The sequence below is a fragment of the Stenotrophomonas sp. TWI1409 genome, assembly GCF_039673015.1.
Classification (GTDB): Bacteria; Pseudomonadota; Gammaproteobacteria; order Xanthomonadales; family Xanthomonadaceae; genus Stenotrophomonas; species Stenotrophomonas maltophilia_A.
In genome coordinates, this window is sequence record NZ_JBDJKU010000045.1 from 22,857 (window position 1) to 38,520 (window position 15,664).

General features: G+C 65.7%; 12 protein-coding genes. 9 read left to right on the forward strand and 3 right to left on the reverse strand.

Annotated elements, in window-relative coordinates:
- Window positions 1–116: 116 nt before the first annotated feature.
- Window positions 117–1,211 carry a dipeptide epimerase gene (locus ABE423_RS14695; protein WP_346486544.1) on the reverse strand — a complete coding sequence of 365 codons (1,095 nt, stop codon included), beginning with the start codon at window positions 1,209–1,211 and terminating at the stop codon, window positions 117–119.
- Window positions 1,212–2,648 (reverse strand): SH3 domain-containing protein, encoded by a 1,437-nt coding sequence (locus ABE423_RS14700; protein WP_180838751.1) that lies wholly within the window; start codon window positions 2,646–2,648, stop codon window positions 1,212–1,214.
- Between the two features lie 132 nt (window positions 2,649–2,780).
- On the opposite strand from ABE423_RS14700, the gene ABE423_RS14705 reads away from it, so the two are divergent.
- The 9 genes from ABE423_RS14705 (at window position 2,781) to ABE423_RS14745 (ending at window position 13,725) form a co-directional block, all read left to right on the forward strand.
- A complete protein-coding gene (locus ABE423_RS14705; RefSeq protein WP_346486546.1) occupies window positions 2,781–4,271 on the forward strand; it encodes a transglutaminase domain-containing protein in 1,491 nt (496 codons plus the stop codon).
- A 51-nt stretch (window positions 4,272–4,322) separates the two neighbouring features.
- Window positions 4,323–7,346: a TonB-dependent receptor gene (locus ABE423_RS14710; RefSeq protein WP_346486548.1), complete on the forward strand. Its 3,024-nt coding sequence runs from the start codon at window positions 4,323–4,325 to the stop codon at window positions 7,344–7,346.
- A gap of 55 nt (window positions 7,347–7,401) precedes the next feature.
- A complete protein-coding gene (locus ABE423_RS14715; protein ID WP_346486550.1) occupies window positions 7,402–8,955 on the forward strand; it encodes a serine hydrolase domain-containing protein in 1,554 nt (517 codons plus the stop codon).
- Complete coding sequence (locus tag ABE423_RS14720) at window positions 8,888–9,601, forward strand: M15 family metallopeptidase (RefSeq protein ID WP_164079975.1); 714 nt, start codon at window positions 8,888–8,890, stop codon at window positions 9,599–9,601. The genes ABE423_RS14715 and ABE423_RS14720 overlap by 68 nt, the downstream gene beginning before the upstream one ends.
- A 211-nt stretch (window positions 9,602–9,812) precedes the next feature.
- On the forward strand, window positions 9,813–10,184 hold the full coding sequence (locus tag ABE423_RS14725) for a hypothetical protein (RefSeq protein WP_032968343.1): 372 nt from the start codon (window positions 9,813–9,815) through the stop codon (window positions 10,182–10,184).
- A gap of 232 nt (window positions 10,185–10,416) precedes the next feature.
- Window positions 10,417–10,827 (forward strand): EF-hand domain-containing protein, encoded by a 411-nt coding sequence (locus ABE423_RS14730; RefSeq protein WP_004139214.1) that lies wholly within the window; start codon window positions 10,417–10,419, stop codon window positions 10,825–10,827.
- 95 nt (window positions 10,828–10,922) lie between these two features.
- Window positions 10,923–11,675 (forward strand): HAD family hydrolase, encoded by a 753-nt coding sequence (locus ABE423_RS14735; RefSeq protein WP_032130030.1) that lies wholly within the window; start codon window positions 10,923–10,925, stop codon window positions 11,673–11,675.
- 31 nt (window positions 11,676–11,706) lie between these two features.
- Entirely contained in the window at window positions 11,707–12,195 is a 489-nt protein-coding gene (locus tag ABE423_RS14740) for a hypothetical protein (RefSeq protein ID WP_197617276.1), read from the forward strand.
- 165 nt (window positions 12,196–12,360) lie between these two features.
- Window positions 12,361–13,725, forward strand: coding sequence for a VOC family protein (locus tag ABE423_RS14745; protein WP_346486553.1), 1,365 nt, complete (start codon window positions 12,361–12,363; stop codon window positions 13,723–13,725).
- Window positions 13,726–13,811: 86 nt separating this feature from the next.
- Here ABE423_RS14745 and ABE423_RS14750 read toward each other — a convergent pair whose 3' ends face one another.
- Window positions 13,812–15,326 (reverse strand): acetyl-CoA hydrolase/transferase family protein, encoded by a 1,515-nt coding sequence (locus ABE423_RS14750; RefSeq protein ID WP_012509864.1) that lies wholly within the window; start codon window positions 15,324–15,326, stop codon window positions 13,812–13,814.
- Window positions 15,327–15,664: the final 338 nt, after the last annotated feature.

A 15,664-nucleotide genomic window follows, 5' to 3' on the forward strand; every position in this document is an offset into this window, starting at 1 on the left:
GCGGGTGCCAGACGCGAGGGGGGTACGGGGTAGAGCAGAAGCAGGAGCATCCACGCATGGCGTGGATCTACCGGGGCGCGGCCCTTGTAGAGTCGAGCCATGCTCGACTGCGCGGTTCAACCCAGCATCTCCAGCCCGTGCACTTCGGTGATGCCCAGCCCCGGCACGTCGCTGATGCTGATCTCCGATTCGTTGAAGTGCACGCCGCCACTGACCGGGTCGAACTGGCCAAGCGATGGGCCGTCGAGGTCGACCTTGGTGATCACATCGCTCTTGGCCACCGCCAGGTGCACGGCCGCGGCTACGCTGATGCTGGATTCGATCATGCAGCCGATCATGCAGGGCACGCCGTAGATACCGGCGATGTCGGCGATGCGGATCGCGTTGGACAGGCCGCCGGTCTTCATCAGCTTGATGTTGATGATGTCGGCCGCGCGCTGCTGGATCAGGTCCATCACCTGGCTCGGGCTGAACACGCTTTCGTCGGCCATCACCGGCGTGTTGACGCGGTCGGTCACGTACTTCAGGCCACTGATGTCGGCGGCCTTTACCGGCTGCTCCAGCAGTTCCAGCACCACGCCGGCTTCTTCCAGCGTGCGCATTGCGTGCACGGCCTGCTTGGCGGTCCAGCCCTGGTTGGCGTCCAGCCGAAGAAGGGCGCGGCCTTCCACGGCGGCGTGGATCGCCTTGACCCGTTCGATGTCCAGACCGATGTCCTTGCCGACCTTGATCTTCAGCGACTCGAAGCCGCGTTCGATCGCCGACAGCGAATCGGCCACCATCTTGTCGATGTAGTCCACGCTGATGGTGATGTCGGTGGTGATCACCGGGTCGCCGCCGCCCAGCATCTGGTACAGCGGCGCGCCATGCAGCTGTGCCCACAGGTCGTACAGCGCGATCTCCACCGCCGCCTTTGCGCTGGTGTTGCGCTCCATCGCGGTCTGCACCAGACCGCACAGGCGATTGAGGTTGGCCACGTCCTGGCCGATCAGGCGCGGCGCGATGAAGTGACGGATCGCTTCGATGATCGAGCCGTGGGTATCACCGGTGATCACCGCGGTGGCCGGCGCTTCGCCGTAGCCGGTGTGGCCGGTGTCGGTGCGGACCAGCACCACCACATCTTCCACGGTTTCCACCGTGCGCAGGGCGGTCTTGAACGGTGTTTTCAGCGGCACGCGCAGCATGCCCAGTTCGATGGCAGTGATCTTCATTCAGGGGGTCTTGGCACGCAGGCGTTGGATGTTGGTGATGCGGTCGATGTAGCGGACGCTGTCGCTGGCCATCATCGGCTCCAGCGGGGTGACCGAAACACCATTGAGATGGGCCTGCACGCGCTTGCCGTCGGCACCGAACCAGCTGCCGCCCGCCGTATCGTGGATCACCCAGGTGCGGCCGTCGACGTGGCCGATGGCCATCATCACGTGGCCGGGGATGTAGACCAGATCGCCCACCTGCAGATCGGTGACGGCGCGGTCGCGCACGTCCTTGCCGTCCTTGCCGGTGAACGGTACGCGGTCCAGCGCCGGGCTGACCGCCTGCGCGCTGGTATTGCGCGGTAGAAGCACGCCGAAGCTGCGGTAGATCTCGGAAACGAAACCGCTGCAGTCGCGGGTGTCGTAGTCGTGGCCCCAACCGTAGCGCTCGCCGAGGAACTTGAAGGCCTGCTGCAGCAGCAGGCGTGGGGTCAGCGGCAGGTAGTCGGCGGCGGTGTCCTGCGAGCGCGGCAGCAGCGCCGGTACCAGTTTCAACCGGCCATCGGCCTCGCGTACTGGCAGCTGAACCACCCACGCGGCGTGCGCCTGCTGGCCGTTCACCGGCTCTGACGCCGGCCAGTCGGCCAGCACCGGCAGGCGCACGCCCATGTCCAGCTGCAGGCGCGAGACGCGCGGTTCTTCCGGGGTGTAGGCAGTCTGCGCGGTGGCGCCGGTGATGATCCGGTACGGTCCCTTCGCGCCGTAGCCGAGCACCGTGGCCTTGTCGCCGCTGGCGATGGCATCGGCCTCGATCCACGCGCTGTAGCGCTCGCTGTGCACGAACAACCAGCGGCCGTCGGCACTGCGATGGACCACCGCGACCTTGTCGCCGGGGAACAGCGCCGATTCCTGGAAGCGATCGATGTCGGTGTCACCGACGCTGCTGAAGACGCGCTCGCGGGTGGGGAAAGTACGCAGTGCAGCGCGCTTCACCACCAGCCCGTATTGCGGTGTCGTCTGCGCGGGAATGGACTGCAGGCCCAGATTGGCTTCGGTCGCGCTGCGCAGTGCCGGCGCAACGGCCTGGCCCTTGTCGTTGTACAGAGTGCGGGTGGGCCAGCTCGACAGCGAGGTGATGCTGGCGCGCACCGCCGCCGCATCAAGCTGCGCGGGTAGTGCGGCGATGTCCTGGATGTGGCTGTCCTGTGACCGCATCCGTGCGTTCTGTGCCTCGATCTGGCTGCGGTCCAGGATCGGCACATCGGCGTTGTCCAGGCGCGCGGCCCAGTACTGGGGGGTGAGGTAGGCCTCGTGCAGGCCGATCACATAGGGCAGCGGCGCGCCGGGATCAGGCCTCGGGGAAGCGAGTGCGAAGGCCGGTGCGGCCAGCAGGCACAGGGCCAGGGTCAACCGGCGCGGCCAATGCCGATGCCGTTCGCGGGAAGCCAGGATCATGCGCTGCACACCCTCCTCGAATGCCTGTTGGAATATTTATTCCTTTCGGCGTCGAAAGCAAGAATAAATTATTGACCGGTCTCCCGGCCCGTGTTACACAGCCGTTACCACCCGCGCTGGGGAAGTGTCGCTGTGGATCCTGCCGTTCGCAAACCACGTCTGCCTGCCACTGCCGGCCTGTGTGCCGCGCTGCTGCTGTGTGCGTGGTCGGCGGGAGCGGAGCCGCCACCCTCGGCCATCCAGTTTGCGCGGGTCGTGCAGATGATCGACGCGGGACGGTTCTCCGAAGCCGGCAGCGAACTGAACACCTGGTCGGCTTCGGACGCGGCGGAGCCTGGCGTCAGTTTCGACGACATCGCGTTCCAGGAAGAGCGCATGCGCCGCATCCGCCTGGATTTTTCCCTCGACGAAGCCGCCACCAAGTCTGCCGTGCGCCGCTGGATTCCCGACCTGACCGACGAGGAATTCGCGCGCTGGGATCAGCTCGGCCTGATTGAGCATCTCGACATCGATGGCACGCGTTGGTATTTCAAGCGCGCACCGTCGAACCTGTTCCTGCTCAGCGATGAGGCACGCGCACGCCGCCGCGCGGATGCACCGATGTCGCCTCCGGGCCCGAACGAAGTGCTCAACGCGCACCACGCACGCGTGCTTGCCGCAGCCGAACAGAGTGGCCAGGCGTCGGTACTGCCGCAGCGCATTGAATTCACCCAGTCGCTCACAGTGAAAGCCGATGCCGTCCCGGCCGGCGAAACCGTGCGCGCCTGGATTCCATACCCGCGCGAAATTCCTGGCCAACAGGAGCGCGTGCAGTGGCTGGGCAGCACCCCCGGCAGGGCGCGCGTGGCACCGGCCAGCACCCTGCAGCGCACCGCCTATCTGGAAGCCAAGGCGGTGGCGGGGCAGCCGATGCGCTTCGAGGTCCGCTACGCGGTCACGATCCTGGCCCGGCATACCGCGATCGATCCGGCCAAGGTGCAGCCGACACCGGCCGATCCGGCGCTGAAACCCTACCTGGCCGAGCAGCTGCCGCATGTGCGCTTCACGCCGGCGCTGAAGCTGTTCTCCGACCAGGTGCTGCAGGGGGAAACCCGCCCGTATGAAGTGGTGCGCAAGCTGTTTGCTGCCGTGGATCGCATTCCATGGGCCGGTGCGCGCGAATACTCCACGATCAGCAACATCAGCGATTACGCGCTACGTGCCGGACATGCCGACTGCGGCCAGCAGACGCTGTTGCTGATCGCGCTGCTGCGCATGAACGGCATTCCCGCGCGCTGGCAGTCGGGCATGGTGTTCTCCGACGATGGCAGCGGCTACAACAACCTGCATGACTGGGGGCAGGTCTACCTGGCGCCGTATGGCTGGCTGCCGATGGATGTGACCACCGGCGCGCTGGCCAGCGACGTGCCTGCCCTGCGCGATTTCTACCTGGGTGGCCTCGACGGCTACCGCATCGCCTTCAACGACGATTTCGGCCAGGCCCTGGTGCCGGCCAAGCAGCACTTCCGCTCGGAAACGGTCGACTCGCAGCGCGGCGAGGCCGAGTGGGCAGGCGGCAACCTGTATTTCGACCAATGGAGCTACGACTTCCAGTGGCGGGTACTGCCAGCCGGGCAACGCTAGCGCGACACATCGCATTCCACACCATTCAATTCTTGCAGGAGAGAGCAGGGGATGAAGGCTTACAGCATCAAGCGGGCGGCGTTGTGCGTCGCCCTCGGGGCGTGTCTGGGCATGATGCCGCCCGGCACAGCAATGGCGCAGAACGTGAGCGGCGCGGTGGCGGGCCGCGCCACCGCCGGTGATCAGGTGACCGTGGTCAGCAACAGCACGGGCCTGACCCGCTCTGTCACGGTCGGTGCCGATGGCAGCTATCGCCTTGGCCAGCTACCGGTGGGCGACTACCAGTTGCAGCTCAGCCGTGATGGCCAGAAGCTGGGTGATCAGGTTGCTGTCAGCGTCGCGATCGGCGGCACCACCACGGTCAATCTGGCAAGCGGCGGCGGCGTCACCAATCTCGATGCACTGCAGGTGGTCGGCACACGCGTGGTCAATCGCGTGGATGTCTATTCCACCGAAACATCCTTCAACATCAATCGACAGGAAATCTCGCGCCTTCCTGTGGCGCAGGACCTGTCTGCGGTCGCACTGATGGCGCCTGGCGTGGTCGGCGGCAACTCGTCCTTTGGTGGCTTGTCCTTCGCCGGCTCGTCGGTGGCTGAAAATGCCGTCTTCATCAATGGCCTGAATGTCACCGACATGTACACCCGTCGCGGCTTCAGTACCGCGCCGTTCGCCTTCTTCAAGGAGTTTCAGGTCAAGACCGGCGGATACTCGGTCGAGTTCGGCCGCTCCACCGGTGGCGTGATCAATGCGGTGACCCGTTCGGGCAGCAACGAGTTCGAAGGCGGCGTGGAAGTCACCGCTGAACCCAGTGCATGGCGCTCCAGCGGCGGCGACCACTTCCATCGTGATGGAACCCCGCATTCGTATGGCAGCCGCGACAACAACTCGTTCCTGAAGACCAACGTGTGGGGCTCCGGTCCGATCATCAAGGACAAGCTGTTCCTGTTCGCGATGTATGAAGACCGCAGTGACAAAGGGCACAACACCTCGTCCGATGGCAGTACCTGGTTCAAGAATGATTCCGGCAACGGCTTCTGGGGCACCAAGCTGGACTGGAACATCAACGACAACCACAGCCTGGCGCTGCTGGCGTTCTCCGACGAAGGTGACGTCACCAACGCCTCGTATGGCTACAACTGGAACGCAGACCAGCTCGGTGCATGGGGCGGTGATTCGGTCACCGAGACGGGTGGTCGCAACTGGTCGGCCACCTATACCGGCCACTTCGGCCAGAACTTCACCGCCCGCGCCATGGTCGGCCAGAACAACCAGCGTGCGTTCACCAATTCGTCGCTGGATCAGGCGTGCAGCCCGGTGTTCACCGACAGCACCTACGGTCCGCGCCTGGGCAAGCTGCAGGGCCTGCGCGCCGGCTGCCATCCCACCGGTACAGCGGTGGCCGAGCGCGATGACACCCGCGACGTGGCCCGCCTGGACTTCGAGTGGCAGCTGGGCGACCACCTGCTGCGCTTCGGCGTGGACCGCGAGCTGATGACCACCGACCAGTCCACCCGCTACCCGGGACCGACCGCGCTGAGCTATACCGCCTACGTCGCGCGGCCCGGAGATGAAGTGTGGGACGGCGCCAACGCCTATGTTCCGGCCGGCGTCACCGAGATGCTGCGCGCACGCAACCGCCAGTCCGGCGGCAAGTTCGAGACCGAGGCCAACGCGTTCTACCTGGAAGATATCTGGAACATCACCCCGAACCTGATGCTCAACCTCGGTGTGCGCTGGGACCGTTTCGAGAACCGCACCGCCGCCGGCAAGGCGTTCATCAAGATGGACGACCTGATCGCACCGCGCGTCGGCTTCTCGTGGGACATGCGCGGTGATGGCAGCACCAAGCTGTTCGGCAATGCAGGCCGCTACTACCTGCCGGTGACCAACAACATCAACGTGAACTTCGCCGGTGGCCTGACCGACGAGTACAGCTACTACGTGCTCAACGGCTGGGAGCAGAAGACCTCGCCGACGGGCTCGCCGTACATGGCACCGATCGTCGGCCAGCAGATCGGGCCGACCGACACCCGCATGAACACCGGTGGTGCCGATCTGCGCCAGAGCGTGGACCGCGACCTGAAGGCGGTCTACCAGGATGAGTACATCCTCGGCTTCCAGAACATGATCAACCAGGCCTGGTCGTGGGGCGTCAATGCTACCTATCGGCGCATGACCCGCGCGCTGGATGACATCCGCATCAACTACACCCCCTGTGGCCCGACCCCGAGCACGCTGTGGCCGATCGCCAACCCGGGCGAGAGCCTGACGATCTGGGGCGACAAGAGCATCGGCTGCGCCAATGAAGGCTGGATCACCATCGATACCGCCAACAGCGGCTACCGCAAGGGCGGCAGTGGCGAGGTGATCGGTTATTCCAAGCCCAAGCGCACCTACAAGGCGCTGGAGTTCCAGATCGACCGTGCATGGGACGAGAAGTGGATGCTCAACGCGTCCTACCTGTGGTCGAAGAGTGAAGGCAACTTCGAAGGACCAGTGAACTCCGATACCAACTACGGTGATACTGGCATGGTCCAGTTCTGGGACCACCCCGCCACCAACGAGCGCTACGGCGTACTGTTCAACGACTTCCGCCACCAGTTCAAGCTGCGAGCTGCGTACGCACTGAACAAGCAATGGTCCTTCGGCACCACGTTGCAGGTGCAGTCCGGTGGCCCGATCACTGCGTATGGCGTGATGTGGCCAAACGACTCCATCGCCGGTGGCAGTACCTCCAGTGAAGGTAGTGGCGGTGGCACCGGTTGGCTGTGCGTGGCCAACTGCTCCGGCCCATACAACCAGCGACAGTTCGAGTACAGTCCGCGCGGCGCGTTCGGTCGCCTGCCATGGACGTGGACCATGGGCGCCAATGTGACGTGGCGTTTGCCGGTGGAAGGCATCGACCTCAGCGCACGGCTGTCGGTCTACAACCTGTTCAACAATCAGAAGACCATCAACGTGCACCAGCGCTATGAAGCGCAGCCCGGCCAGTACCGCGAGGCGACGTTCGCCACCGGGACGCGCTGGCAGGCTCCGCGCTATACACAGTTGGTGGTGACCTGGAATTTCTGAGGCTGCATCCCGTGCCGTCCGTGTGGGCGGCGCGGGCATTGGAAGGGAAGCGTGCATGCATCATCTGCTGATCCTCGCAGCGGCACTGGCCGCACCCTCCGCTTCGGCGGTCGATACCGCATCCATCGATGCCGATGTCGCCGCCGTGGTCCAGCATGAGCACCTGCCCGGGCTGGCCATGGCGGTGGTCGAGAATGGGCACGTGGTCTATCGCCATGCCGAGGGCGCGCGCGGTGATGGCGGCCGCATCGACGAGGACACGCTGTTCAAGATCGCCTCCAACAGCAAGGCGATGACCGCGGCGCTGCTGGCGAGGCTGGTGCAACAGGGCAAGCTGCGCTGGGACGATCCAGTGCAGCGGCACCTGCCCGGTTTCCGCATGCATGACGCATGGGTGGGCCGGCAGATGCAGGTGCGCGATCTGCTGATCCACAACAGCGGTCTCGGCCTGGGCGCTGGCGACCTGATGCTGTGGCCGGAACCGAACACGTTCACCCGCGCCGACATCATTGCCGGACTGGCGCACTTGAAGCCGGTCAGCAGCTTCCGCAGCCACTATGCCTACGACAACCTGATGTACGTGGTGGCCGGCGAAGTGGCCGCTGCGGCGGGTGGCAAATCGTACGACCAGTTGATGCGCGAGCAGGTGTTTGAACCACTCGGCATGACGCGCTGCCAGGTGGGGGCCTGGTCGGTGAAGCGCGTAGGCAACGTCGCGCAGCCACATGCCTGGCGTCGTGATCGCAATGAGGTGGTGAACGCTGACGGTGCCATCAGCCCGGACCTGCCGTCCATGGCGGCAGGAGGCATCCGCTGTTCGCTGCGCGACATGACGCGCTGGATGCAGGTACTGCTTGATCCTGCCGTGGTGCCGGATTGGTTGGACAGTGAACAGCGCCGCACGTTGTGGACATTACACATGCCGATGCCGCTGGGTGAGCGCCAGCGGCGCTGGGACAACGCGCATTTTTACGGCTACGGCTATGGCTGGCGCGTTTCTGACATGGATGGGCAGTGGAAGGTGGCACACACCGGCACGCTGTCAGGGATGTACTCGTCGCTGGCGCTGCTGCCCGACCGCAAGGTGGGTGTGGTGATGCTGATCAATGGCGAAGGCGAGGATGCGCGTACCGCGTTGATGCAGGCCGCGCTGAAGCGCTTCACCGCAGCGGACGATGCGCGGCCTGCGATGGAGTACCTGGCCGAATTGAAGGCAGACAAGGCAACGCGGGCGGCGACCGGTCATTCGCGGCCGTCCACTGTTGCGGCGCAGGAGACGAGCCGCACGGATCTGCCGCACTGGCAGGGCCGTTACCGCGATCCGTGGCTGGGCCCGGCCTCACTGTGCCCGGGCGCGGACGGCCTGCGCTTCAGCGTGGACAAGTCGCCCCGGCTGCAGGCCACGGTGCTGCAGTTGCAGGGGCGTTGGCTGCTGCGCTGGGATACGCTGGGCGAAGACGCACAGGCTTGGCTGCAGCCCGGTGACGGTGCGCCGCCCACACTGGACCTGCGTGCCATCGACCCGGACATCGACTTCAGCTATGACTTCCAGGACCTGCATTTCACTCGTACTGGCGACTGCCCTGGCAGCGAGCGCCAGCGCCGCTGAGCCGCCGCGTGTTTCGCCGGCCACTGATGCCGCCAGCGCCGGATTCGTGGAGATCCGCACGTTGTCGCCAGGCATCGAGATGGACATCCGCTACGCCGGCGCCAACAACTTCACCGGCGCGCGCGTGCCGGGTTACGAGGCGCCGTCCTGTTACCTGCTGGCGCCGGTGGCGAAGGCACTGGCACAGGTGGAACAGGACCTGCGCGCGGATGGCTTTGGCCTGCGCCTCTACGACTGCTATCGCCCGGTACGCTCGGTGCAGGCCTTCATGGCCTGGGTGAACGATCCGCGCGAGCGCTCGCGCAAGGCTTTGCAGTACCCGGATCTGGACAAGCCACGGCTGCTGGCCGACGGCTACATCGCCGAGCGCTCCGGCCACAGTCGCGGTGCCACGGTGGATCTGGGGCTGCTGGATTGCGGCAGTGGTGCATGTAGGCCGATGGACATGGGTACCGACTTCGATTTCTTCGGGCCACGCGCGCATACGCAGACGAGCGGGCTGAGCGCTGCGCAGCAGGCGAACCGCAAGCAGCTGGTGCAGGCGATGGCACGCCGTGGTTTCGTCAACTATCCGCAGGAGTGGTGGCACTACACCCTGCAGCCCGAACCGGACCCGGGCACCGCATACGACGTTCCCGTGCGGTAGGGATATCGGCAGAGGGTCGCTGCTGTTGGTAGGTGTCGACCCTGGTCGACACGGCGGATCCACGCCATGCGTGGACGCCTTTCGTTCAATCATCGGAGTATTCGATTTCGATGGAGATTTCATCCACGCATGGCGTGGATCTATCGGGGCTACCGGATTGGGTCCGAGGCAGATCCCTTACACTGGCCGCCATCCCACCGTTGCCCACCCGATGAACCTTCCCCTGCACTTCGGCCTGCTCGGTACCCTCGAAGCGGGCGCCATCGCCCTGCTGGTCGGGTTGCTGGTGTACTTCCTGTGGTCGCAGCTGTGCCGGCTCCTGCACTGGACGGTCGGCCACGCGATCGGCTGGTCCTGCGTCATCGCCGTGATCATCTCCGCCGGCATCGATGCCTGGAAGCTGTTCTACATGGGCATCGTGCGTCTGGAGTCGCCGCTGTATGCGCGTCTTTTCCTCGCCACCATCCACGATCCGAACGAACTCGGCAGCCGCGTGGTGCTGGAAATCGCCGGCGCGCTCGCTGGTGTTGCCCTCGGCTGGGTGGTGTTCAGTTCGCGGTCATCGGCTCAGAACGTCGACTGACGCAGGTTTTTCGTTCGCTGCCGGTTAAATCAGGCAGCGCTGAATGCGCAGCTTATGAGCCACTCACTTCATGCTAACCACCGCGCTAAAGCATGCGCGTAGGCGAGTGGTTAATCGTGCGTGTTGACGCCGGTCGCGAGGCAAAATCGATTCAGAAAGGCGGTGGCAGGGTAGGTGCCGTGCGGAGACAACACGCCGCGCAACACCACCCAATTGGTAGGAGACACCCCTGATGACTATTCGCAACCGCAAGCCCCTGATCGCCCTGATCGTCGCCGCCGGCAGCGTGCTGGCCATTCCGGCGATGGCCCAGTCGGCCAAGCAGCAGGCCGCGCAGGCACAGAACGAGGCCGCACAGGCACAGCAGTCTGCAGCGCAGGCAGGGCAGGCCGCTGACCAGGCGACCAACGCGGCCGCGGCGGCATCGGCGCAGGCCAATGGCGGTGGCCAGACCTGGGCCAGCATCGATACCGATGGCAACGGCACCATCAGCAAGACCGAGGCGCAGGTGAACGCAGGCCTGGCCCAGGTGTTCGACCAGGCCGATACCAACAAGGACGGCGAACTGAGCGCCGACGAGTACAAGGCCTACGTGGCCGCCCAGCAGGCCGGTGCAGGTGCCGGCGCGGCGCAGGGCCGCTGATCCACGCCTGATTCGGGAAGACCGGTGCATGGGGACCCGGGCGGCTGCGGCCGCCCGGGTTTTTATCGTCACCAGCACCCCTGTATCCTTGTGCGATGAACACCCCCACGCCTGCGCCGTCGCGCGCCATCGGCCTGGTCGGTTTTGACGGTGACGATACGCTGTGGAAGAGCGAGGACTACTACCGCAAGGCCGAGCAGGATTATCTTGACCTGCTGTCGCGCTACGTCGACGTGCATGACACGCAGACCGCGCGCCACCTGCTGGAAGTGCAGCAGCGCCACCTAGGCACCTTCGGTTACGGCGTGAAGAGCATGACGCTGTCGATGATCGAAGCGGCCATCGACATCACCGGCCAGCGCATCGAGGCCAAGGACATCCAGCGCATCCTGGACATCGGCCACGACACCCTGCGCCACCCGGTCGAACTGATCGACGGTGTGCGCGAAGCGGTGGCGGCCATCGCCGAGCACTACCCGGTGGTGCTGATCACCAAGGGCGATCTGTTCCACCAGGAAGCCAAGATCAAGGTCGCCAATCTCGCCGAGCTGTTCCCGCGCATCGAGATCGTCTCCGAGAAGGACCCGGAAACCTACGCCCGCGTGCTGGCCGAATTCGACCTGCCGATGCAGCGCTTCGTGATGGTCGGCAACTCGCTGCGCTCGGACATCGAGCCGGTGGTGACCCTGGGCGGCTGGGGCGTGCATACGCCGTACGCAGTGACCTGGGCCCACGAGACCCAGCACGGCGTGGCCGACGACGAACCGCGCATGGTCACCGCCGACACTGCCCACGATTGGCCGGCCGCACTGGCGGCGATCGAGGCCAAGGCCTCGGCGGCGGCCTGACAGGACCCGGCGGCTGCGGCAGAATCGGGGCATGAACGTCCGACTGCGCGCACTGTTGTTGTCCTTGCTGCTGGTGCCGGCCACCGTGCTGGCCCAGCAGACCGCCGAGCGTTCGGCGGCCTACACGGTGGAAACCGGTGACCGTTGGGTCGATGCCCAGCTGCAGGACATCAACCACTACGCCGAACGCTACCCCGACGCCTTCCTCGACGAGGTGTCGCGTTATGCCGGCGTACCGCGCGGCTACATCAGCGCGCTGTTCACCACCCATGGCTGGCAGGCCGGGGATATCTACTTCGCCTGCTTCTGGGCCAAGGCCAGCGGCCAGACCTGCCGCGACAGCGTGCGCGCCTTCAGCCAGGACCCGGAGGGCGGCTGGGAGGCGGTGGTGAAGCGCATGCCGACCAAGCCGGACAACCTGCACTACCGCGCGCTGCGCCACGCCATCGTGGCCAGCTACCAGCACTGGGACCGGCCGATCACCCTGGATGCCACCCTGAGGCGCCAGCTCAAGCGGTAGTGCCGGCCGCTGGCCGGCAACTGCACCCTTCCAGGCATCCGGAGGTTGCCGGTCAGCGGCCGGCACTACCGATTTCCTTCATGTTGCTCTGCATATCGCCGCCGCGCCGCGCTCCGGCGACAATACGGGTTCGAGCTGTTCCCCGTTCCCGTAATCGAGTGACTGATGAGCGCCTCTTTCGTTTCGCCTGATGTGATCCGCCGCCTGTTCGCGCAGGCCATGTCCCGCATGTACCGCACCGAAGTGCCGCTGTACGGCACGCTGGTGGAACTGGTGGAGCGGATCAACGCGCAGGTGCTTGACCAGGACCCGGCGCTGGCTGCGCAGCTGCAGCGCAACGACGAGCGTGCGCGCCTGGATGAAGAGCGCCACGGTGCGATCCGGGTCGGCACCGTGCAGGAACTGGCCACGCTGCGCCGCCTGTTCGCGGTGATGGGCATGTACCCGGTCGGCTACTACGACCTGTCCGTGGCCGGTGTGCCGGTGCATTCCACCGCGTTCCGCCCGCTCACCGGTGCCGCACTGGCGCAGAACCCGTTCCGCGTGTTCACCTCGCTGCTGCGCCTGGAGCTGATCGAAGACGAAGCGCTGCGTGCCGAATCGGCGCGCATCCTCGAACGCCGCCGCATCTTCACCGAGGGCGCGCTGGCGCTGATCGACCAGGCCGAGCGTGACGGCGGGCTGTCGCAGGCCGATGCCGGGCGCTTCGTCGATGAAGCACTGGAAACCTTCCGCTGGCATGGCGATGCCACCGTCGATCTGCCGACCTACCACGCGCTGCACAACGCGCATCGCCTGGTGGCCGACGTGGTCAGTTTCCGTGGCCCGCACATCAACCATCTGACGCCGCGTACGCTGGATATCGACGCTGCGCAGGCCGCGATGATCGAACACGGCATGGCCGCCAAGGCGGTGATCGAAGGCCCACCGCGCCGTGCCTGCCCGATCCTGCTGCGCCAGACCAGTTTCAAGGCGCTGGAAGAAGCCGTGCATTTCCCGGACAACGAAGGTGGCGATGCCGGTACGCATACCGCGCGCTTCGGCGAGATCGAACAGCGTGGCCTTGCGCTGACCCCGAAGGGCCGCGCGCTGTACGACCAGCTGCTGTCGCAGGCCCGTGATGCCGGTGGCGAAGGCAGTACCGGCGGCGACTACGGCCAGCGCCTGCAGGCGGTGTTCGCCAGCTTCCCGGATGACCACGACACGCTGCGCCAGGAAGGCCTGGGCTATTACCGCTACCAGCTGACCGACGCCGGCCGCGCCGCGCCGGAGCGCGTGGCCGATCTGCCCGCCGAAGTGCTGGTGGCCGCCGGCCTGGCCACCGCCGACCCGATCGTCTACGAGGATTTCCTGCCGGTCAGTGCCGCGGGCATCTTCCAGTCGAACCTGGGCGGTGAAGAACAGCGTGCCTATGCCGCGCATGCCAACCGCGAGGCCTTCGAGCAGGCGCTGGGCGTGGCGGTGAATGACGAGTTCGAGATCTACGAGCGGCTGCAGGCCGAATCGCTGGCGGCGCTGCGCGCCGTTTGAGGGTAGAGCCGGGGGGGGGGGGGGGGGGGGGGGGGGGGCGGGCGGGGGCCCCCGGCGCCGCCCGGCTCTACCAGGGTCTCCGGATCTCAGCCCTTCATCGTGCCGGTATCCAGCCAGCGCTGGTGCCACGACAACGCTTCCGGCAGCAGGTGCGGGGTGTGCTTGCCGTAGCTCTCGCGGCTGGCGCGGTCGAAGTAATCCTGCAGCTGCGGACGGAAATCTGGATGCGCGCAGTTGTCGATCAGCACCTGCGCGCGCTTGCGCGGGGTCAGGCCACGCAGGTCGGCCAGGCCCTGTTCGGTGACGATCACCGACACGTCGTGTTCGGTGTGGTCCACGTGGCTGGCCATCGGCACGATCGCCGAGATGGTGCCGTTCTTGGCCGTGGACGGGCTCAGGAACGCCGACAGGAAACCGTTGCGGGCAAAGTCACCGGAACCGCCGATGCCGTTCATGATCCGCGTGCCCATCACGTGCGTCGAATTGACGTTGCCGTAGATGTCCACCTCGATCATGCCGTTCATGCCGATGCAGCCGAGGCGGCGCACCAGTTCCGGATGGTTGGAGATCTCCTGCGTGCGCATGATGATGCGCTCGCGGTAGAAATCGATGTTCTCCTTGAACGTCTCGTTGGCCTGCGGGCTCAGCGCGAAGCCGGTACACGAGGCATAGCTCAGCACGCCGTCACGCAGCAGGTCGAGCATGCCGTCCTGGATCACTTCGGTGAACGCGGCCAGGTCGCGGAAGCCGCTCTTGGCCAGGCCGGCCAGCACCGCGTTCGGAATATTGCCCACGCCCGACTGCAGCGGCAGCAGGTTCGGCGGCAGACGGCCCTTCTTCACTTCATGCTTGAGGAACTCGATCAGGTGCGAAGCGATCTGCTCGCTGGTCGCATCGATCGGGCTGAACGGGCTGTTGCGGTCCGGGCCGTTGGTGCGCACCACGGCCACGATCTTGTCCGGGTCGCAGCGCAGCGCGGTGTCGCCGATGCGGTCGTTGGCGTTCACCAGCGGAATCGGCTTGCGGTGCGGCGGCAGCGCGGTGCCGTAGTAGATGTCATGCATGCCGTCGACGCCGGCCGGCTGCCATTCGTTGACCTCGACGATCACCTTCTTGGCCAGGTCCAGCCAGGTCTTGTTGTTGCCGACCGAGGTGGAGGGCACCAGCGAACCGTCTTCGCGGATGGCCGAGACTTCGATCACGGCGGTATCGATCTCGCCATAGAAACCGAACCACACGTGCTGGGCCACGTGGCTGAGGTGGATGTCGATGTAGTCCAGCTTGCCCTCGTTGATGCGGTTGCGCGCATCCGGGTCGCTCTGGAACGGCATGCGCATGGCGATGCCATCGGCCTTGGCCAGCGCGCCATCGAGTTCCGGCGCGGTGGAGGCGCCAGTCATCAGGCTGATCTGGAAGGGCTGGCCCTGGGCATGCACCGCTTCGATGCGGCGGGCCAGTTCGACGGGAACGGCCTTGGGATACCCGGAGCCGGTAAAGCCGCTCATGGCCACGGTTTCACCGGGCTGGATCAGCGCGGCTGCGGCCTCTGCGGAGACCACGCGGTCACGAAGACGCGCGTTGGCGATGCGATCAACAGACATGACGACACGTGTTGCTGGGGGGAATTCCGATTATCGGCCATCCTCATCCGTACGGGGGGTTCTACCTTCGTGGAATGGCTTTTCCCGCAGGGGTCACCCAAACCCGCCGGTTTTGTTTTGCAGTGCAGCGTGCAAAGTGCTTTCGCAGCCCGCACGATGGACCTGCATCCCGACGTGGGGGAGGGAGCAGAGCCCGCTGGCAGTTCGCTGCAAGCGGGCTTTTTTATTGCCTGTCGTCCAGTATGAATACGCGGTCTCCATTATCGGTAGTGCCGGCCGCGGGCCGGGAACCCCCGCGGGGGTGCGGGAACGAGAGAGGCGCGCCCACCGCCCGGGCG